This window comes from Bacillus sp. JJ722, assembly GCF_036963345.1.
Lineage (GTDB): Bacteria > Bacillota > Bacilli > Bacillales > DSM-1321 > Bacillus_AD.
Genome location: NZ_JBALMO010000109.1, coordinates 4,691 through 23,568, shown reverse-complemented (window position 1 = coordinate 23,568; position 18,878 = coordinate 4,691). Strand labels below are relative to the sequence as shown.

Below are 18,878 nucleotides of genomic sequence, written 5' to 3'. Positions count from 1 at the left end.
ACCGACAATAATTAAGATTGGTGCTGTAATTGCAGGCAATGATGAGATTGCTGAAACTACAGGTGAGAAGAACATCGTAATTAAGAATAGACCTGCAACAACAACTGCTGTTAAACCTGTACGACCACCTGCGGCTACACCTGTGCTTGATTCAACATATGCTGTTGAAGGGCTTGTACCAAATGCTGCCCCAACAGTCGTTGCAACTGAATCTCCTAAGAAAGCCCTCTTAGCTCTTGGGAACTTTCCATCCTTTAATAAACCAGCTTGCTCTGAGACAGCTAACATCGTTCCAGTTGTATCAAAGATTGTTACTAACAAGAAAGAAAAAATAACTGCATATAAAGCGTTAGAAAACACACCCGCTAAATCTAAATCAAAAAATACTGGTGTTGGTGGTAAAGATGCAAATCCACCATCAAAATTAAGCATTCCGCAGAAATAACCAATTATTGCAGTAATCAACATTCCAAAGAATAATGCACCTTGTACACGTCTCACCATTAATATTAGTGTAATAAATAATCCAGCAATTGATAAAACTGTTACAGGTGCTGTTAAATCACCTAAAGCGACATATGTAGCTTCATTCGCAACAATAATACCAGACTGCTTCAACCCTAAAAAAGCAATAAATAAACCAATCCCTGATGTAATTCCATATTTTAAAGTAGGTGGAATAGCTTCAATAATCATTTGACGTAAATTACTTACACTCAGAAGAATAAATAAGATACCTGCACAGAATACTGCTCCAAATACCGTTTCATATGTTAATCCTTGCGTTGCAACAATACTCGCAAAGTAAGCATTTAATCCCATACCAGGTGCAACAGCAATTGGATATTTAGCAAGTAGACCCATAATTAATGTTCCTGTTACAGCTGCAATAATTGTCGCCATAAACACTTGATCAAACGGAACACCAGCTCCAGATAGAATAGCTGGGTTAACAAAAACTATATAAACCATTGTTAAGAAAGTCGTAATACCAGCAAATACCTCTGTTTTTACTGACGATCCATTTTGCTTAATTCCAAAGTAGTTGTTTAACAAAATATAAAACCTCCGATGTAATAATGCTCTTGAATATAAGCGAACGTTTAACACGAACCTTTAATATAATATTCGTTTTTCAATAAAAATTCAAGAGGAATTCTTCAATTTTTATTACTTACACTTATTATTCTCCAAAAAAATATCCGTATGAATTAATCATTCATACGGTTTTTGATTTGTTGCAGTATTTTCTTTTCTAATCGAGAGACTTGTACTTGTGAAATGCCAAGTCGATCAGCAACTTCTGATTGTGTTTGATCCTTAAAATATCGCAGATACACAATAAGTCTTTCACGATCATCTAGTTCGTCAATAGCATCTTTCAAAGCTATTTTATCAAACCATTTTGATTCGCTATTATCTGAAATCTGGTCCAAAAGTGTGATTGGATCACCATCATTTTCATAAACGGTTTCATGAATAGAAGCTGGCTGCTTGCTAGCTTCTTGAGCAAACACCACTTCTTCTGGTGTAATTTCAAGATACTCAGCAATTTCATTTACCGTTGGAACTCGACCATACACTTTTGATAGTTCTTCTTTTGCGCGACGAATTTTATTACCTTGTTCTTTAATTGAACGGCTCACCTTCACCGTTCCATCGTCTCTTAAGAACCTTTGTATCTCACCAATAATCATCGGCACTGCATACGTAGAAAATCTCACATCAAAGGATAAATCGAATTTATCCACTGACTTTAACAATCCTATACACCCGATTTGAAACAAATCATCAGGTTCATAACCTCTATTTAAAAACCTTTGTACTACCGACCATACTAGGCGCAAATTGCCTTTTACAATCGTTTCTCTTGCATCTTGATCTCCATCTTGGCTGCGTCGTATCAAAGCTTTCACTTCAGCATCTTTTAAATGCACACTATTCTTGTTATTCTTGACCTCCACATCCATACGCATGTCTCCCTTAATTGCACAATGCTTTGCTATTAGCTACATGTTTTTTCAACCGAATTATCGTACCTTCACCTTTATGAGATACAATACTAAGTTCATCCATAAAGTTCTCCATAATTGTAAAGCCCATACCCGAACGTTCTAATTCAGGTTTCGTAGTATATAATGGCTGTTTAGCTTCCTCAATATCGTCAATTCCTACCCCCTCGTCTTTAATCATTAAATCCACAACAAAATCTTCAATACTTACTTCAATCGTTACGATTCCACTTTGATCATTCTCATAGCCATGAATTATCGCATTAGTAACCGCTTCAGAAACAACCGTTTTAATTTCTGTCAGTTCATCCATTGTAGGATCAAGTTGAGCTACGAATGCAGCGACAGTGACCCTTGCAAATGATTCATTTTGACTTTGTGCAGAAAATTGTAATAGCATTGAATTTCTCATCTAAGCAACCCCCAGTCTTTGTAAAGCATTGTTTTCAGATGTTTCCTGTTGAATAATTTTAAACAATCCAGACATTTCAAACAAGCGCTTTACAGCTGGTGATATTGCGCATACAACCATCTCACCGTTTTGCTGTTTTATTTGCTTATAACGACCTAATATCACACCAAGACCTGAACTATCCATAAATGACAGCCTCTCTAAATTTAAGAGAATGTGTTTAATATTATGTTTTTCAATGGCTTTCGTTGCTTTTTCCTTCAATTCTTCTGCTGTATGATGATCCAATTCACCACTCAGTCTTATACATAGAACGTCTCCCTTTGTTTCCATGTTTATCGATAGACTCAACATGTACAGCTCCCTTCTGTAATTCTGTATGAAGTCAATTCTAGAAGTGGGAGAAGGAATCCTTCAAGGTGACAAAACTAGTGGTTATTCGTATGTTTATAGCAAATTTCGAGATTAACTTCCTCCATGTGTAAACAAGCCCATAGATTTTTTAAATAATTGCCACCAATTGGCTTTCTCAATGGTTTCTTTAGCAACAATTGGGGAATTTACGATGGTTTTTCCATCTTTCATAATTTTTAATGTCCCTATTTGATCTCCCTTTTCCACAGGAGCTGCTATTTTTTTCACCGAAGTGACTTTCATATCATAATCCTTCGTTTTTTCACCTTTTTTCGTTAATAAAGAAATTGGCTCACTCGTAACTGCAGAAACCGCTTTCTTTGTTCCTTTACTAACCATTACTTGCTTTAACTCCACATTCTTTTTATAAACAGGATGTGTTGTATATTGACTGAATGCATAATCTAACATTTTCGTAACTTGAGCATTTCGAGCTTTCGGATTGCTTGCTCCAAATACAACGGCAATTACTCTCATATTTCCTTTCTTCGCAGTCGCCGTTAAGCAATACTTAGCCTCGTTTGTAAATCCTGTCTTCAATCCATCTACACCAGGGTAGAACTTCACTAATCGGTTCGTATTCACTAACCAAAATTTCTTATCCGTATTTTCCCGTAAATATGCTTCATATGTTCCTGTGTATTTCGTAATAGCACTATATTTCAATAGCTCTTTCGCCATAATTGCCATATCATGGGCTGTACTATAATGATCTGTAGCAGGTAAGCCAGTAGCATTTTGGAATAATGTATCCTTTAATCCAAGTGCTTTTGCTTTCTCATTCATCATCTTTACAAAGCCTTCTTCCGATCCAGCAATTCTCTCTGCCATTGCAACGGAAGCATCATTACCTGAACCGATTGCGATTCCCTGTAACATTTGATTTGTAGTCATCTCTTCCCCAGGTTCTAAGAAGATTTGAGATCCACCCATTGAAGCTGCGTATTCACTAGTTCTAATTTTTTCATTCATGGTTAGCTCACCCTTATCAATGGCTTCCATAATGAGTAACATCGTCATCACCTTTGTCATACTAGCTGGTGATAGACGTTGATTTTCATTTTTGGCATATAATATTGCACCGGTATCCCTTTCAATTAATATGGCAGATTTCGCTTCATCCGCTAACTCGACATCATTCTTCGCCGCATATGCTGGCATAGAAACAGCGCTTAGCACAAATGTGATTATCGTTATAATTAATAGTTGATTGATCTTCAAGCCAAACCCTCCTATCTTTATAATTCACATTTTTTCCAAACATTATCGTTTTATGCAAAAAATACCAAAAATAAAAAAGCGATTCTTCAAAGGGCTAAAAATAGCTCTTTAATGAATCACTTTTTACTTTGAATTATTTTGTAATGTGAGTATGAATAAGTGGAGGAGCCTCTACTTTGTTAGAGCCAACAATAACACTGTTGTATAGAAGTTCTTTCACATCGTCAATATTTTCTATGTTGCTATGAATAGTTAATAAAGACTCCCCTTTCTTCACAGCATCACCAATCTTCTTCTGAAGAACAATCCCAACCGCTAAATCAATTACAGATTCTTTCGTTGCTCTTCCAGCTCCAAGCATCATTGCTGCAGTACCAATTTCATCAGCAATTAATTCTTGCACATAACCATCCTCTTTAGCTGGTAATTCAATAATAAAATTTGCAGTAGGCAGTTTAGATGGATGATCCACAACTGATGCATCTCCACCTTGTGATGTTAAGAATGTTTTAAATGCTTCAAGCGCCTTACCATTTGCAATTACTTCTTCTAGCATTTTTCTAGCTTCTTCTAAAGAAGATGCTTTCTTCGCTAAATAAACCATGAAACTACCAAGAGTTAAACAAAGTTCCGTTAAATCTTCAGGACCATTACCATTTAATGTATCAATTGCTTCTTTTACTTCCAAAGCATTTCCAATTGCAAAACCAAGTGGTTGACTCATATCTGAAATAACAGCCATCGTATTACGTCCAACATTGTTACCTATATTCACCATTGCTTGTGCTAATTCCTCAGCATCTTTGGCAGTTTTCATAAAAGCGCCAGCGCCCGTTTTAACATCTAAGACAATAGCATCTGCACCAGCAGCGATTTTCTTACTCATAATTGAACTTGCAATTAAAGGAATGCTATTTACTGTAGCTGTTACATCGCGCAGTGCATACATTTTCTTATCAGCCGGTGTTAAATTACCTGTTTGACCGATAACTGCGATTTTGTTCTTATTCACTAATTCCATGAACTTTTCTTTTGTAATTTCTACAGTGAAGCCTTCAACCGCTTCAAGCTTATCAATTGTTCCACCAGTATGTCCTAATCCTCTACCTGACATTTTGGCAACTGGCACATCCACAGCTGCCACAAGTGGACCTAATACTAATGTAGTAGTATCACCTACTCCACCAGTGCTGTGTTTATCGACTTTAATTCCTTCAATTCCATGAAGATCAATCGTTTCACCAGAGTTTACCATTGCCATTGTTAAATCAGCACGCTCTTTTTCTGTCATACCATTAAAGAAAGTAGCCATTAGAAACGCACTCATTTGATAATCAGGTACGCCTCCATTTGTAAAATTCTCAATCATAAAATTGATTTCTTCTGTAGTTATTTCGTGGTTGTCTCTTTTTTTCTCGATTATATCTACCATTCGCATTGATTAAACACCACCAGATTTATTTTACATATTTTTTACTAATTCTTTTACAAGAAGAAGAAACTCACTCTTTACTTTTTCTGTTGTTTCAATAACCTCTTCATGATTTAAAGGTTGATCTAAGATACCAGCAGCCATATTTGTAATGCAAGAAATACCTAATACACGCATAGAACTGTGGTTAGCTACAATTACTTCTGGCACTGTAGACATACCTACTGCATCGCCACCTAGAGTACGTACCATTCTCACCTCAGCAGGTGTTTCGTAGGTCGGGCCTGTTAAACCAAAGTAAATGCCTTCTTTTAAATCAATATTTAACTCACTTGCAACTTTTTTCGCCATTGCTTGAAACTCTCGATTATAACTTTGAGACATATCAGGGAAACGAGGACCGAAACGCTCATCGTTTGTACCAATCAATGGACTTGTACCAGTGAAATTAATATGATCAGTAATTAACATTAAATCCCCAGGTGTAAAGTTTGTATTTACGCCACCAGCAGCATTAGTTACGATGATTTTCTCAACACCTAATACTTTCATTACACGAACTGGGAAGGTTACCTTTTCCATAGAATAGCCTTCGTAGAAATGAAAACGCCCTTGCATTGCTACAACTGTTTTTCCTGCTAATTCCCCAATGACAAGCTGGCCTGCATGACCCTCAACTGTCGAAACAGGAAAGTTTGGAATCTCGTTATATGGAATCGCAACCGCATTCTCAATTTCATCTGCTAATACTCCAAGTCCTGATCCAAGTATTAACCCAATTTCTGGCGTTCCGTTTACTTTTTCTTTTATATATTCTGCTGATATTTTTGCTGTATCATACATTCGTATCTCTCTCCCTTACTTTAACTTTTCTAAGAAACTTTCCCCATGCTTTGGCATCTTCACTTGGAAGTTATCTGCAATGGTTGCTCCAATATCTGCAAATGTCTTACTAACTGGAAGTTTACTTGCTTCTTTAAGTTTCTTACTATATACAAGTAATGGAACATATTCGCGAGTATGATCTGTTCCATGATGAATAGGATCATTTCCATGATCAGCAGTAATGATTAGTAAATCATCTTCTTTTAGGTCAGTAAGAACTTCAGTTAGTCTAGCATCAAATTCTTCCAATGCTTTTCCATAACCAATAGGGTCTCTTCTATGCCCAAACATCGCATCGAAATCAACTAGGTTTACGAAACTTAAACCTGTAAAGTCAGTGTGAATTGTTTCCTTAAGTTTATCCATACCATCCATATTCGACACAGTACGTAAAGATTTTGTTACACCCTCGCCATCATAAATATCAGAGATTTTCCCAATCGCTAACACATCATAGTCTGCGTCTTTCAGCTCATTCATAACTGTTCTTTCATACGGCTTCAATGCATAATCATGACGGTTCGCTGTTCTTGTAAAGTTTCCTGGCTCACCTAGGAATGGACGTGCAATTACTCTTCCTAGCATATATTCTTCTCGCAATGTCATTTCACGAGCAATCTTACAAATTTTATATAATTCTTCAAGAGGTACGATTTCCTCATGAGCAGCAATTTGAATAACTGAATCCGCAGATGTATACACAATCAATGCACCTGTCTTCATATGTTCTTCGCCTAGCTCATCCAGAATTCCTGTTCCACTAGCTGGTTTATTACCAATTACTTTTCTGCCTGTTTTTTCTTCTAATTCTTGAATTAGTGCATCTGGAAAGCCATCCGGGAATACGCGGAATGGTGTTTCAATATTCAATCCCATAATTTCCCAATGACCTGTCATTGTATCTTTTCCGTTAGACGACTCTTGCATTTTTGTATAATATGCTAAAGGTTTTTCTGCCTTCTCAATACCAGGGATTTCTTCAATATTACTCAAGCCTAACTTCCCGATATTTGGCATTTTTAAACCGTTCATTTTCTCAGCTATATGTAGTAATGTGTGAGCGCCTTCATCGCCGAAATCTTTAGCATCTGGAGCTTCTCCAATACCTACTGAATCCATTACAATTAAGAACACACGTTTAAACGTTTTTTCATTCGTCATTCTTAATCCTCCTAATCTGATTTATCAATTTATGACTTGTTGCTTGACCTATAAGACGACTGATTCTTGGCCTAGTAATTCACATATTTATCATATTCCTAAATATATTACCCGTTATACTTAGAATTACTCAATAAGAGTTGTCACACCTTATTATAGTCAGATGTCAGACAACTGTTCAATAAAAAAATGCACTTCTTTAAAATTTAAAGAAACGTGCATTTTTATCCCTATGAAACTATTAAGCCCGTGGATGAAACTTTGAATAGACATCTTTCAACCTAGTATTAGAAATATGAGTATAAATCTGAGTTGTTGAAATATCAGCATGTCCCAGCATTTCTTGTACTGAACGTAAATCAGCACCATTCATTACTAGATGTGTTGCAAATGAGTGTCTTAAAGTATGAGGTGTTAATTCCTTTTGAATATTAGCTTCTTGAGCTAATCTCTTTAATATTTTCCAAAACCCTTGTCTTGATAGGCCATTACCGTGGTGATTGAGAAATAATGCATCTGTTTTATTTTTTTTGCTAGCAAGCTTAGGTCTACCTTTTGCTAAATATGCATCGATTGCATTTAGAGCTGTTTTGCCAATGGGAATAATTCTTTCTTTATTCCCTTTACCGACACATCTAACAAATCCCATTGAACTATGCACATCTGAGATTTCTAAATTAATTAATTCACTTACACGCATTCCAGTCGCATACATGAGCTCTAACATAGCTTGATCACGTAAACCAAAAGCATCTGTACCTTTAGGCGAATCCATAAACGCTCCTACTTCTTCCATAGTTAACACCTTGGGTAAAGTTCTTTCAGGTTGAGGTGAATCAATATGTACTGTAGGATCGTGATCCGCTTGCTTATCTCTTAATAAAAACTGGTGAAAAGAACGAATTGAAGCAATATGACGAGCAATCGTCTTTGAAGATTTCCCCTGCTCTTTAAGCTGAGCAAGGAAGCTTATAATATTTCCCCTTCGCACTTCATTCCAATTGCTTATTTCTTCGACTTTGATCACATATTTCATATATGATTTCAAGTCTCTTTCATAAGAAATAAGTGTGTTTTTAGCAAGTCCTTTTTCTACTGTTAAAAAATGAATAAAATCTCTTAATCCATCTTCCATAATTATTACTCCCCGTTCAAATAAAAAAGCTTTAATCGCTCCAACCACGAACTACTAGAATGCTCTTGATTGCTTGTTACTTTCAAAGAAGTTCCATTTGGTTCATCATAGCGATTATAGTTTTCATATTCTTGATTCATCCACATCATTCCGATATAAAATAGGATTGTAAATCCAACAAACAAAATGAACACTTTTAAAGTATGAATAATTTGATTAAAAAGTGACTTCATTTCTTTCTCCTCCGATATAGCATTTCTACTCTCAATCTATGCCAATCGGAGATAAATCTATACATATTTAATCTAATTTTTTTATTCTTCTATTTTATAACAAAAAAAGATGCTATGAAACATGGCAAACCTTTTTTGTTACCAATTGTTTATGAGCATCTTTACATTCATTTTGATTTTTCTTCTTTTGATTGACAACGATAACAAATACCGTGGAAGGTTAATCGATGATCTTTAATTTTAAAATGCCAACGCTTTTCAACAACAGCTTCGACATCATCTAATAAATCTTCCTGTATTTCATCAACTGCGCCACACTCCATACATACAAGATGATGATGGAAATGATCCGCACCTTCTTGACGTAAATCATAGCGAGAAACGCCGTCACCAAAATTTATTTTATCTACTATTTTCAATTCTGTTAGCAATTCAAGAGTTCTATATACTGTCGCCAATCCAATCTCTGGCGACTTTTCTTTTACAAGGAGATACACATCTTCTGCACTTAAATGATCTTCTTCATGTTCTAGTAAAACACGAACTGTCGCTTCTCGTTGGGGAGTTAACTTGTAACTTGATGAGTGCAACTGCTTTTTAATTCTTTCAATTCTTTCTTCCATCTCTTCTCCTCCCTGCCACTATCATATTTTATTATATCAAAACAGAGAAAAGTGTCAAAATAGAATTATTATTTATTAGAAGAAAAAATGATTATTATTAAATAAATATTATTATTTAATAACTCCTACCATATCCTTCATGAAAGTAGGAGAAAAATAAGATTCCATTGCTCCCGCAGCCGCTATGAAAATAATACAAATGACTAGTGCCCCAATATATCGAAATAGAATTGGTTTTAAAGGCTGACGAATTTCCCTAAAGAATACCCTTCGAATAATGTTAATACTGAGTGCTAATGATAGTGTTGTAATAAAAATTGTAATAGGAACTAGAATAATATTTTGTGGCAAAACAGAGACAATTGCAATTCGAAAACCTGCCCACCCCATTGCATTCACTAAAAAACCAACAGTGAAACCTATAACCGTTCCTTTTACAAATAATAATATCAATATTAGTGGTAAACCAATAATAGATACACCCAATATCCATATTAAACCGATATATTTTATGTTGTGCATGATACTACTAATGAACATCTGATAAGAAGTTGTTATTTGTCCATCCGCCACTTGCCCAAAGAATTTAGTTAAATAATACAATAAGTCTTCTTTTTGTGTGAAGCTTAAGCTATTTACAATGATTGCACCACTGATTACGCCCATTAGAAATAACACGATATTAAACATATATAATGAGGAATACTCACGTACATGATTTTGTGCACCATATTGTAAGATTGATCGTTTCTTCATCTTTTTTCCTCCTACAGTTGATTACTAGATTTTATGAATCAAATCTAGTAATATGACAGCTTTTCATTTATCAACTGTAAGTTTTACAATCGGTCAGAACTCCTTTTACAACTAGCCTACTAAACCAAAATTATTATTCCCAAAACACAATATGAGTTTTCACCTTCATAATAGTGCAATTATCTTTTACCAAAAAATAGATATTTTATTCTTTACATATTTTAGCCCTATAGTATAATAAACATTGACTTATTTTTCAGAATATTTAGGTTAATAAGATAAATATTCTAATTCTTCATTCTTAGGAGGTGTATTTACAACAATTAATCTTCACTTAGATTAACAATTAAAGCGCTTTCAAATATTCAGGAGAGAGAGGAATTGCATATGGAAATTCGCAAATCGCAGTCTGCTAAAGTTGTAAAAACTACACCTGAAGAATATACCGCCATTGTTAAATCTGCTAACTTTCAAAAACTACTCCATGAAAAGAAAAAATTCATTATACCCTTCACAATCTTCTTCTTTTGCTTTTACTTTGCCTTACCAATACTTACATCCTACACAAAAGTCTTAAACACACCATTCGTTGGAAGCATCACTTGGGCTTGGGTATTTGCCTTCTTACAATTTATTATGACATGGGCCTTCTGCATGATTTACTACAAAAAAGCAACTAAATTCGATGAACTTTCAGAGAAAATTCTGCAAGAGAAAGGGAGGTAATCTATGAATACAGCCGCATTTTTAATGTTCCTAGCTATTGTTGCTGGAACACTCGTCATTACTTATTTCGCGTCGAAAAAAACAAACAATGCTAGTGAATTTTACACTGCAGGTGGTGGACTAACTGGCTGGCAAAATGGTTTGGCTATTGCTGGTGATTACATGTCTGCGGCTTCTTTCTTAGGGATTGCAGGTACAATTGCTCTAGCAGGATTCGATGGTTTTTTCTATAGTATCGGCTTCCTTGTAGCGTACCTTGTTGTTTTATATCTTGTTGCTGAACCATTAAGAAATTTAGGTAAATACACATTTGCAGATATGATTGCTGTTCGATTTAACGCAAAGAAAATTAGAGGTTTTGCTGCTTTTAATACGATTACCATTTCTACATTCTACATGATCGCTCAACTTGTTGGAGCAGGTGGACTTATAAAATTATTACTAGGCATCGAGTATACGACTTCTGTATTAATTGTCGGAGTATTGATGACTGTATACGTTATCTTTGGAGGTATGACTGCAACAAGCTGGGTGCAAATTGTTAAAGCGGTATTACTGATGATTGGTACATTTATTATTTCTATTATTGTTTTTGCAAAATTCAACTTCAACATTGTCGATATGTTTGATCAAATGAAAACAGCTACACCATTGAAAGAAGCATTCTTAGATCCGGGTGTAAAATATAAAGTTGGACTTGATACACTCTCATTAACATTAGGTCTAGTATTAGGAACTGCAGGTCTTCCTCATATTCTTATTCGATTCTTCACAGTTAAAGATGCAAAAACCGCTCGTAGCTCTGTCGTATATGCTACTTGGATTATTGGTATTTTTTATGTAATGACTATTTTCTTAGGTTTCGGAGCTGCTGCTTTCGTAGGGAATACAAAAATACTTGCAGCTGACCCAGCCGGTAACATGGCTGCTCCATTACTTGCGCAGGTTCTTGGTGGAAATATGCTATTCGCGTTCGTTTCTGCGGTTGCGTTCGCAACAATTCTTGCCGTAGTAGCTGGTCTTGTATTAACAGCAGCTGCCGCTTTCTCACATGATTTTTATAATGAAATTTTAAAAGGTGGAAAAGCAACTGAAAAGGAACAAGTAAGCATGGCTCGTTACGCCTCAATCGGTGTTTCAGTGCTTTCTATTATACTTGCTTTAGGTGCTCAAAGCTTAAACGTTGCATTCTTAGTATCACTAGCCTTTGCCGTAGCGGCAAGCGCAAACCTTCCTGTTATTATTTACACCATTTATTGGAAACGTTTTAATACTAATGGTGCGATTTGGGCAATGGGTGTCGGACTAGTTACTTCTATAGGTCTAGTGATAGTTGGACCTAACGTTTTCAGCCCAGAAGTAGGTAAAGCCATTTTTGTCGGAGAGCCTTTATATCCATATTCAACTCCTGGTATTATCTCTATTCCATTAGGGTTCATCGCTGGTATTGTCGGTACACTCATTTCTAAGAAACAAGGTGTTGAAGATAATCAAGTAGACTACGATGAAATCTTAGTTAAATCAAATACAGGTATGGATACAATTCGTTAGTATTATTTGTTCTTCATACGGATTTGCAAAAAGTACAACCCCCAAAACATAGTTTTGAGGGTTGTACTTTTTAATGCTGTAATAACTGTAAATATTGAACGGCATATACCGTTTTCGCATCATAAATTTTTTGTTCTTTTATGTATGTTTGCGCTTCTTCTAAATCAATTTCTAATACCTCTACAAATTCATCCTCATCGCAAGAAGCTGCATCTTCTTTCTTCTTTAAACCTTTTGCTACAAAAACATGTAACAATTCATCCGCAAAACCTGGGGACGTATAAAACGAAACAATATGCTCCATTGATTCACTTACATATCCCGTTTCTTCTTCCAATTCTCTTATTGCTGTAACTACCGGTTCCTCACCCAGTTCTAATTTACCTGCTGGAATCTCAATAATCGAACGCTCTAGTGCTTTTCGATATTGTTCTACCATAACTATTTTATTATCTTGTGTAATAGCAATAATCGCTACAGCTCCCGGATGCTTAACAAGCTCTCTTTTCCCTTTCTCTCCATTAGGAAGCTCTACTTCATCTACTTGTAATGATATTACTCGACCATTATAAATAGATTCGCTAGTTAGTGTTTTTTCTTCAAACTTCTTCATTGTCGATATCCTCCAGTTCTATTTTTAATTCCTTCACTCATATATTACATCATCTAATGAAAACGGGGGGTTGTCCAATGCATATTCACATTGAAGAAAACAAAGTTTTGTTAGTCGGTAAAGCATGGGAAATTCGTGAGAAATTAAAGGAATATAGCCAAAACTACCACTCTGTTCAACAATGGATTGATGCACAATCTTCCATCACTGCCAATTATAAATAGTATTAAAACTGCTTTTATTCTGTATATCCTATACAATAGTAGTAGTTTAACTACATTCGGTGGTGATTATAATTATGAAGAAAAGAAAAATTGGCAGCTCCAATCTATTGGTTTCTGAAATAGGTCTTGGTTGTATGTCACTAGGCACAGATGTAAAAAAAGCGGAGCAAATTATCCATACTGCCCTTGATCAAGGTATTAATTACTTCGATACAGCCGATCTTTATAACTTTGGTATAAATGAGGAAATCGTAGGAAAAACATTAAAATCCGTTCGAAATGACATTATTCTTGCGACAAAAGTGGGAAATAAGTGGAATGATGACAAAACAAGCTGGAATTGGAATGCCTCCAAAGCATATATTAAACAAGCTGTGAAAGCGAGTCTACAACGACTACAGACAGACTATATTGATCTATATCAACTACATGGAGGTACAATGGAGGACAATCATGAAGAAGTGATTCAAGTCTTTAATGAATTAGTACAAGAAGGTGTGATTCGCTATTTTGGTATCTCTTCAATTCGTCCAAATGTTATTAATTCTTACACTTCCAGCTCCAATCTTGTTTCGGTCATGATGCAATTTAGCATACTTGATCGTCGTCCTGAAGAATGGATTCCTTTATTAAGCGAAAATAATATAAGTATCATCGCACGAGGACCTTTAGCAAAAGGACTACTAACTGAAAAAATGTTACAAAAATCAACGACTTCCATAAAAGAAAATGGCTATTTACAGTATGACTTTGACGAATTGAATAAAGTTCTAGAACGCATACACGATGTATTCTCATTGAGAACAATGCAAGAAATAGCTTTACAATATGTCTTATCACACCCTACAGTAAGTGCAGTTATTCCTGGCGCTAGTAGCCCTGAACAAGTAATTGCTAATGTAAAAGCCGTTCAAGCCAAGCCATTAAGTAATGAAGAGATACAACTTATACGTTCTCTAGTATTGAATAATCAATACACTCAACATCGTGATTAATGCTTAACGCATTAGTCCAATAGAAAAAAAGTGGAACTACTTTTAAGCTCCACTTTTTTTCTGTTTGTCCTTATTTGAAATTGCGCCAATCTTTGTTGTCTTCTTGTAAGAGCTCTGCAAAGGATTTATTCTTTTCTGCTCTTCTTCTGTCTTCTATTTTTTTCTTTTCTGCTGCTTCTTTTTCTTTTTGTTCTATTTCTACAAGTTCTCTTTGTTTATTTTTTAATTGTGCGAATATATCACTAGATATCATTGAAGAAAGCGTTACTTTATCATCTTTCTGTTGCGATAATGGTTTTTGTTGTTTTTTCTTTTTCATCCGTATTCCTCCTTCATTACATTATAACATCAATTAACTGTTTCATTTTTATTTTCGTGAGCTATAATACACTATACACACCTTATAAGATGGAGGCTTTACAAATGAAGAAAAAAGGAATATTCGCCATAGGCGCTCTTTTATCTTCCATAATTGCCCTCGGTTTTTTTTTAACTAACATTCTGATGTTCATGAAGAAAAAAGAGGCTTCTTTTATAAAAGAACGTGAAATAAAAGCGAAAAGATGGATTGTACAGGATTTTGATGCCCTTCCTAAAAAACATGTAAGTGTTCCATCTCCATTCGGCTACAAACTAGATTGTCTATTTATCCAGCCTCATAACACTAATAAATGGATGATTTTCTGTCATGGTATAACAGAAAATAAATATAACTCAATTAAATATATGAATGTATTTTTGGAGCGTGGGTTTAACGCTGTTATTTATGACCACCGTCGACATGGAGAATCTGGCGGTAAGACAAGTAGTTATGGTTATTATGAGAAATGGGATTTAGAAGCTGTAGTAAATGAACTAAAAATATATGTTGGCGAAGACCTAATATTAGGTATACATGGTGAATCGATGGGGGCTGTTACAACTCTACTCTATGGTGGTTCTGTTCGCGATGATGCGAATTTTTACATCGCTGATTGTCCCTTTTCTACATTATATGGACAATTACAATATCGTCTTAAAGTTGAAACACCGCTGCCATCTTGGCTTGTACTCCCACTCGGAAATACCTTTCTAAAATGGCGTGATGGTTATCGTTTCCAAGATGTTTCTCCTTTGGACGCAGTTAAAAATATCGAAAAGCCAGTTTTATTTATACATAGTGAGCTCGATGACTACATTCCTGTTGCTATGACAAAACATCTTTATGATGCTAAACAGGACAAAAAGCAATTATACATTGCGAAAAAAGGTTTACATGCTCAATCCTTAAATGAAAACAAACAACAATATGAGGATGCAGTTGATCATTTCCTACAAACTTACGCATAGCATTCGAAAGTATAATTTGTTGAATTTTTAAACAATTTAACTTACGATGATATTGTGTATACTGAAAGGAGACTACAAATGTCAAAAGTGCAAATTAAAGTAAATGATAATGGATCACTGCGTGTTACAGGAGATTTCGAAGTAATCGATGTAGATGGTAACGTATTTCTAACAAAAGAGGCTGTTTCATTATGTCGATGTGGTTTATCTTCCAGAAAGCCTTATTGTGATGGCTCACACAAAGGGAAATTTCAATCTGTAGAACGTGCTATTCCTGCTAGCAACGAATAGTTAGAACACCATCACCGGTCTTTTTGATTTCAAATTAAAAAGAAGCCATGCAGAAGGCGTAAGATAAACTGTTCAAAAAAATTGAAGACAGCTTGACTTACGTCCAAGCATGGCAGGTGAAGTTTAAATATAGCGACATATTTCTCTAATCGTTACTTAAAAATAGTCAAAGAAACATGGTGCAGCGTCAGGTATAAGCTGTTCAAGTGCTTCCACCATTGAAGTATCACCTTTAATTCTAGTTACATCAAGTAAAAGTTTTGGTCGTTTATAGCTTAGAAGCATCGTTGTTAATGTTTGGATAGAAAGTGTAATACCTTCTGTTTCACTCTTTGTTTCTTCATAGCTAATATCTATTTTCCCTTCATCATCCCACTTTATTGTAAACTTTCCGGTATTCCAATCTAATAATGGATCGTCAATGTTCATAATGAGTGTAAAGTTCTTCATCTGTTTGAATGGATATTTCTCTAAAAAACCTTTAATATCAACGATTCTTCCCATGTAATAAGGAGTAACTGTTTGCTTAATCTCACAGTCCTCAAGCAAGAATGCTACTGGCTCATGTACACATGTTTTCCCTTTAACATAATAAACCATCGATAAATGAGCACTAATAAATTGCCATATGCCTCGACGTGCTTCTTCATTTAAATAAATCATTTCTTCAATATAAAACTTTTCATCTAATACACGATAGTATAAATAACCTTCTGGGACTTCTTCATCGGTATAATATACCGCTAACTGTAAATCCGCAGATTCTTCGCGAAACCATTCATCCCATGCAATTTTATTACGTATCATCGCTCCATTTGTTTTTCGAGCAAATTGATTATATACATTGTTAACATCTTGATCTTCTAATTCTACTCGTCTCATTCGGCCATTTACATCGTTATACTTTGGCAATTGTGTATCTTTAATTTCATATTCGATACGGTCGGAGATTACTTCCCAACCTTTTTTACGATAATAAGGAATGGAATAAGGATAGAGATAAGAGATATATTGTCCCGCATCTCTCATGTTTTTCAAGCTTTCTTTCATTAAGGAATGAATGAGTCCATATCCAGCAAATTCAGGATAAGTGCCCACTCCTGTAACTCCACCCATTTCATAAATAACACCATGAATGTTTACTTGGAAAGGCAATGTAACAATCTGCGAAATTAATTTATCATTTTCAAACCAACCTAATGCTGTTCCAGGCTTCAATTGATGGCTTTTCTCTTTCCTCATTTGGCTTTCATCATCAATCATATCTTTCGAAACTTGAAATACGTACTTCATTAAATCTGAAAATTGGTCTATTTCTTCTTCTTTGATTTTTCGCATCATTAATTGATCTTGATGCTTCGTATTCATCAGTGTTTCCTCCTAGTTATTTACCTCATAACAAATGTCATTTTCTATTTTTTATTATATTTTACGTATTATTTCGAAAAAATGACCCTCTTTCATTAGATATGCGCTATATAGCAACACGGATTGTATAAATCGCCTTCACAAATAACCAATCACAATTAAAGTTTGACATATTGATGATGTTGTTAACTATCAATTCCTATAGCACTAAAAATAAATGTAGCCAATTCTTGTTTCTGTTCTTCCAATGTTTCACTTTGATCATATGCTAAATAATAACGCTCAGCCGCATCTTCAATAACACCTGTTATCATTTTAACTGTGCTCTTTAACGGAAGGCTTTTCCTCACTTCATTATGATCCTTAGCAATTTGCAACTTGCTTTCAAACCATTGATAATACGGTGTGTAGATTTCTTCCCAACGTTCAAACGAGTATTCAAATGCTAGCCCCGCATAACAAAGAGTAATAACTCTTTGATTTTTCTTTGTTAATTCAAAATGCTCTCGAATCATAATTTCAATTACTTCTTTAATAGTTGTATTTTGCTTGTCAACTTTCTCTTGAATACTTTGTAAAGTATGGTCAAGAAGTTCTTCCGCAATAGCTGGAATCAATGCACTTTTCGAAGAAAAATATAAATAAAAAGTTCCTTGAGCTACCCCACTTGCCCTAACAATATCTGAGATAGATGTTTTGTCAATTCCCTTCTCAGATATAATCTCTATTGCCGCAGAAAGAATGCGATTATATTTCTCTGCTTTTTTAGACATTCTTATACAATCCCTCCAAAAAACAAAAAATGAATGACTATCATTCATTTTTATGTTAGCAAACCATTAGGAAAACGTCAATTTTGTCTCCTTAGTTAACAGGATATATTATCTCTCCATTTTCAAAAAATAACGGTAAACCTTATCTAATTTTTTTAGATGTTTCCCTTTCGGACTCTCCATATTTCCAAATTCAAAAAATTTCACTTTTTTTATTCCTACAAAGTTAAATAACGCTCTTTTCATTAACACTTTATGAGCATTATTCAACAAAAACAAAGGATAATAGGTCGGTCCCTTCATACTGGAGATACACAAAACAGATTTCCCTTTCAATAGTCCTTCCGGTAGGAGCTTCCCATTATCTTTATATGCAAAGTTTGAAGCAAACATTTGATCAATATACCCCATCAACATTGCCGGTGGTCTGCCCCACCATATAGGATAGATAAAGACAATCTTATCAGCCCAACTAATCTGTTTTCTATACCTTTCTAGTTCAGGATCACAAAACATATCACGTCTCCGCTTTTCTTCATTAAATATGAGGACAGGATCAAATTTCTCTTCATATAAATCTAGTACCTGTATTTCCATTACATTAGGATTTTCCCTACTTCCTTCGATAACCTTTTCTAAGAATGCGTAACTTACACTACTATGATTAGGATGTGTATAAATAACAAGCATTTTCATAATATATCCCCTTTACTTATCATTTGAT

Annotated in this window: 23 protein-coding genes; 6 read left to right on the top strand and 17 right to left on the bottom strand. The window is 34.9% G+C overall.

Annotated elements, in window-relative coordinates; all coding sequences use genetic code 11:
* The 12 genes from V7014_RS14565 to spoIIM all read right to left on the bottom strand — a co-directional run.
* Positions 1–1,056, bottom strand: a 1,056-nt coding sequence (locus V7014_RS14565) for an NCS2 family permease (RefSeq protein ID WP_335508162.1), incomplete at its 3' end; no start/stop codon positions are given.
* Positions 1,057–1,211: 155 nt separating this feature from the next.
* Positions 1,212–1,970, bottom strand: a complete 759-nt coding sequence (gene sigF, locus V7014_RS14560; protein ID WP_335508161.1) for an RNA polymerase sporulation sigma factor SigF — start codon at positions 1,968–1,970, stop codon at positions 1,212–1,214.
* A gap of 13 nt (positions 1,971–1,983) precedes the next feature.
* On the bottom strand, positions 1,984–2,424 hold the full coding sequence (spoIIAB, locus tag V7014_RS14555) for an anti-sigma F factor (protein WP_335508160.1): 441 nt from the start codon (positions 2,422–2,424) through the stop codon (positions 1,984–1,986).
* Positions 2,425–2,775, bottom strand: coding sequence for an anti-sigma F factor antagonist (gene spoIIAA / locus V7014_RS14550; RefSeq protein WP_335508159.1), 351 nt, complete (start codon positions 2,773–2,775; stop codon positions 2,425–2,427).
* A 114-nt stretch (positions 2,776–2,889) separates the two neighbouring features.
* Positions 2,890–3,999 (bottom strand): D-alanyl-D-alanine carboxypeptidase family protein, encoded by a 1,110-nt coding sequence (locus V7014_RS14545; RefSeq protein ID WP_335508163.1) that lies wholly within the window; start codon positions 3,997–3,999, stop codon positions 2,890–2,892.
* Between the two features lie 193 nt (positions 4,000–4,192).
* Positions 4,193–5,497 (bottom strand): pyrimidine-nucleoside phosphorylase, encoded by a 1,305-nt coding sequence (locus tag V7014_RS14540; protein ID WP_335508158.1) that lies wholly within the window; start codon positions 5,495–5,497, stop codon positions 4,193–4,195.
* A 24-nt stretch (positions 5,498–5,521) separates the two neighbouring features.
* On the bottom strand, positions 5,522–6,334 hold the full coding sequence (locus V7014_RS14535; protein ID WP_335508157.1) for a purine-nucleoside phosphorylase: 813 nt from the start codon (positions 6,332–6,334) through the stop codon (positions 5,522–5,524).
* 15 nt (positions 6,335–6,349) lie between these two features.
* Complete coding sequence (gene deoB / locus V7014_RS14530) at positions 6,350–7,537, bottom strand: phosphopentomutase (RefSeq protein WP_335508156.1); 1,188 nt, start codon at positions 7,535–7,537, stop codon at positions 6,350–6,352.
* A 241-nt stretch (positions 7,538–7,778) separates the two neighbouring features.
* Positions 7,779–8,672: a site-specific tyrosine recombinase XerD gene (xerD, locus tag V7014_RS14525; protein WP_335508155.1), complete on the bottom strand. Its 894-nt coding sequence runs from the start codon at positions 8,670–8,672 to the stop codon at positions 7,779–7,781.
* A gap of 5 nt (positions 8,673–8,677) precedes the next feature.
* Positions 8,678–8,905, bottom strand: a complete 228-nt coding sequence (locus tag V7014_RS14520; protein WP_335508154.1) for a YqzK family protein — start codon at positions 8,903–8,905, stop codon at positions 8,678–8,680.
* A gap of 167 nt (positions 8,906–9,072) precedes the next feature.
* Positions 9,073–9,528: a ferric iron uptake transcriptional regulator gene (fur, locus tag V7014_RS14515; RefSeq protein ID WP_335508153.1), complete on the bottom strand. Its 456-nt coding sequence runs from the start codon at positions 9,526–9,528 to the stop codon at positions 9,073–9,075.
* A gap of 111 nt (positions 9,529–9,639) precedes the next feature.
* Complete coding sequence (spoIIM, locus tag V7014_RS14510; protein ID WP_335508152.1) at positions 9,640–10,284, bottom strand: stage II sporulation protein M; 645 nt, start codon at positions 10,282–10,284, stop codon at positions 9,640–9,642.
* Positions 10,285–10,671: 387 nt separating this feature from the next.
* On the opposite strand from spoIIM, the gene V7014_RS14505 reads away from it, so the two are divergent.
* Both V7014_RS14505 and V7014_RS14500 read left to right on the top strand, forming a co-directional pair.
* Positions 10,672–11,010 (top strand): DUF485 domain-containing protein, encoded by a 339-nt coding sequence (locus V7014_RS14505; RefSeq protein ID WP_335508151.1) that lies wholly within the window; start codon positions 10,672–10,674, stop codon positions 11,008–11,010.
* Between the two features lie 3 nt (positions 11,011–11,013).
* Positions 11,014–12,561 (top strand): solute symporter family protein, encoded by a 1,548-nt coding sequence (locus V7014_RS14500; RefSeq protein WP_335508150.1) that lies wholly within the window; start codon positions 11,014–11,016, stop codon positions 12,559–12,561.
* 70 nt (positions 12,562–12,631) lie between these two features.
* Here the strand turns inward: V7014_RS14500 and V7014_RS14495 are convergent, their stop codons facing one another.
* Positions 12,632–13,174, bottom strand: a complete 543-nt coding sequence (locus V7014_RS14495; protein WP_335508149.1) for an NUDIX hydrolase — start codon at positions 13,172–13,174, stop codon at positions 12,632–12,634.
* 77 nt (positions 13,175–13,251) lie between these two features.
* Between V7014_RS14495 and mciZ the strand changes: the two genes are divergently transcribed.
* Both mciZ and V7014_RS14485 read left to right on the top strand, forming a co-directional pair.
* Complete coding sequence (gene mciZ / locus V7014_RS14490) at positions 13,252–13,398, top strand: Z-ring formation inhibitor MciZ (RefSeq protein ID WP_335508148.1); 147 nt, start codon at positions 13,252–13,254, stop codon at positions 13,396–13,398.
* A gap of 74 nt (positions 13,399–13,472) precedes the next feature.
* The gene (locus tag V7014_RS14485; RefSeq protein ID WP_335508147.1) at positions 13,473–14,393 is read left to right on the top strand and encodes an aldo/keto reductase; all 921 of its coding nucleotides are present in this window, start codon (positions 13,473–13,475) and stop codon (positions 14,391–14,393) included.
* Positions 14,394–14,463: 70 nt separating this feature from the next.
* On the opposite strand, the gene V7014_RS14480 is transcribed toward V7014_RS14485, so the two are convergent.
* Positions 14,464–14,712, bottom strand: coding sequence for a YqkE family protein (locus V7014_RS14480; RefSeq protein ID WP_335508146.1), 249 nt, complete (start codon positions 14,710–14,712; stop codon positions 14,464–14,466).
* Between the two features lie 104 nt (positions 14,713–14,816).
* Between V7014_RS14480 and V7014_RS14475 the strand changes: the two genes are divergently transcribed.
* A complete protein-coding gene (locus V7014_RS14475) occupies positions 14,817–15,722 on the top strand; it encodes an alpha/beta hydrolase (RefSeq protein WP_335508145.1) in 906 nt (301 codons plus the stop codon).
* Positions 15,723–15,800: 78 nt separating this feature from the next.
* The gene (locus V7014_RS14470; protein WP_335508144.1) at positions 15,801–16,013 is read left to right on the top strand and encodes a CDGSH iron-sulfur domain-containing protein; all 213 of its coding nucleotides are present in this window, start codon (positions 15,801–15,803) and stop codon (positions 16,011–16,013) included.
* A 156-nt stretch (positions 16,014–16,169) separates the two neighbouring features.
* On the opposite strand, the gene V7014_RS14465 is transcribed toward V7014_RS14470, so the two are convergent.
* The 3 genes from V7014_RS14465 to V7014_RS14455 all read right to left on the bottom strand — a co-directional run bounded on the left by V7014_RS14465 (position 16,170) and on the right by V7014_RS14455 (position 18,850).
* The gene (locus tag V7014_RS14465; RefSeq protein ID WP_335508143.1) at positions 16,170–17,381 is read right to left on the bottom strand and encodes a GNAT family N-acetyltransferase; all 1,212 of its coding nucleotides are present in this window, start codon (positions 17,379–17,381) and stop codon (positions 16,170–16,172) included.
* A gap of 185 nt (positions 17,382–17,566) precedes the next feature.
* Positions 17,567–18,154, bottom strand: coding sequence for a TetR family transcriptional regulator (locus V7014_RS14460; RefSeq protein ID WP_335508142.1), 588 nt, complete (start codon positions 18,152–18,154; stop codon positions 17,567–17,569).
* A 108-nt stretch (positions 18,155–18,262) separates the two neighbouring features.
* Positions 18,263–18,850: an NAD(P)H-dependent oxidoreductase gene (locus tag V7014_RS14455; protein WP_335508141.1), complete on the bottom strand. Its 588-nt coding sequence runs from the start codon at positions 18,848–18,850 to the stop codon at positions 18,263–18,265.
* Between the last annotated feature and the right edge of the window lie 28 nt (positions 18,851–18,878).

Excerpts from the sequence above, each read along its gene's own strand:
- xerD (WP_335508155.1), bottom strand. The coding sequence starts at position 8,672 with ATGGAAGATGGATTAAGAGATTTTATTCATTTTTTAACAGTAGAAAAA.
- V7014_RS14500 (WP_335508150.1), top strand. The coding sequence starts at position 11,014 with ATGAATACAGCCGCATTTTTAATGTTCCTAGCTATTGTTGCTGGAACA.
- sigF (WP_335508161.1), bottom strand. The coding sequence starts at position 1,970 with ATGGATGTGGAGGTCAAGAATAACAAGAATAGTGTGCATTTAAAAGAT.
- V7014_RS14460 (WP_335508142.1), bottom strand. The coding sequence starts at position 18,154 with ATGTCTAAAAAAGCAGAGAAATATAATCGCATTCTTTCTGCGGCAATA.
- V7014_RS14505 (WP_335508151.1), top strand. The coding sequence starts at position 10,672 with ATGGAAATTCGCAAATCGCAGTCTGCTAAAGTTGTAAAAACTACACCT.
- V7014_RS14465 (WP_335508143.1), bottom strand. The coding sequence starts at position 17,381 with ATGAATACGAAGCATCAAGATCAATTAATGATGCGAAAAATCAAAGAA.
- deoB (WP_335508156.1), bottom strand. The coding sequence starts at position 7,537 with ATGACGAATGAAAAAACGTTTAAACGTGTGTTCTTAATTGTAATGGAT.
- V7014_RS14455 (WP_335508141.1), bottom strand. The coding sequence starts at position 18,850 with ATGAAAATGCTTGTTATTTATACACATCCTAATCATAGTAGTGTAAGT.
- mciZ (WP_335508148.1), top strand. The coding sequence starts at position 13,252 with ATGCATATTCACATTGAAGAAAACAAAGTTTTGTTAGTCGGTAAAGCA.
- V7014_RS14540 (WP_335508158.1), bottom strand. The coding sequence starts at position 5,497 with ATGCGAATGGTAGATATAATCGAGAAAAAAAGAGACAACCACGAAATA.
- V7014_RS14545 (WP_335508163.1), bottom strand. The coding sequence starts at position 3,999 with ATGCCAGCATATGCGGCGAAGAATGATGTCGAGTTAGCGGATGAAGCG.
- V7014_RS14535 (WP_335508157.1), bottom strand. The coding sequence starts at position 6,334 with ATGTATGATACAGCAAAAATATCAGCAGAATATATAAAAGAAAAAGTA.
- fur (WP_335508153.1), bottom strand. The coding sequence starts at position 9,528 with ATGGAAGAAAGAATTGAAAGAATTAAAAAGCAGTTGCACTCATCAAGT.
- V7014_RS14480 (WP_335508146.1), bottom strand. The coding sequence starts at position 14,712 with ATGAAAAAGAAAAAACAACAAAAACCATTATCGCAACAGAAAGATGAT.
- V7014_RS14485 (WP_335508147.1), top strand. The coding sequence starts at position 13,473 with ATGAAGAAAAGAAAAATTGGCAGCTCCAATCTATTGGTTTCTGAAATA.
- V7014_RS14470 (WP_335508144.1), top strand. The coding sequence starts at position 15,801 with ATGTCAAAAGTGCAAATTAAAGTAAATGATAATGGATCACTGCGTGTT.
- spoIIAB (WP_335508160.1), bottom strand. The coding sequence starts at position 2,424 with ATGAGAAATTCAATGCTATTACAATTTTCTGCACAAAGTCAAAATGAA.
- spoIIM (WP_335508152.1), bottom strand. The coding sequence starts at position 10,284 with ATGAAGAAACGATCAATCTTACAATATGGTGCACAAAATCATGTACGT.
- V7014_RS14520 (WP_335508154.1), bottom strand. The coding sequence starts at position 8,905 with ATGAAGTCACTTTTTAATCAAATTATTCATACTTTAAAAGTGTTCATT.
- V7014_RS14475 (WP_335508145.1), top strand. The coding sequence starts at position 14,817 with ATGAAGAAAAAAGGAATATTCGCCATAGGCGCTCTTTTATCTTCCATA.
- V7014_RS14495 (WP_335508149.1), bottom strand. The coding sequence starts at position 13,174 with ATGAAGAAGTTTGAAGAAAAAACACTAACTAGCGAATCTATTTATAAT.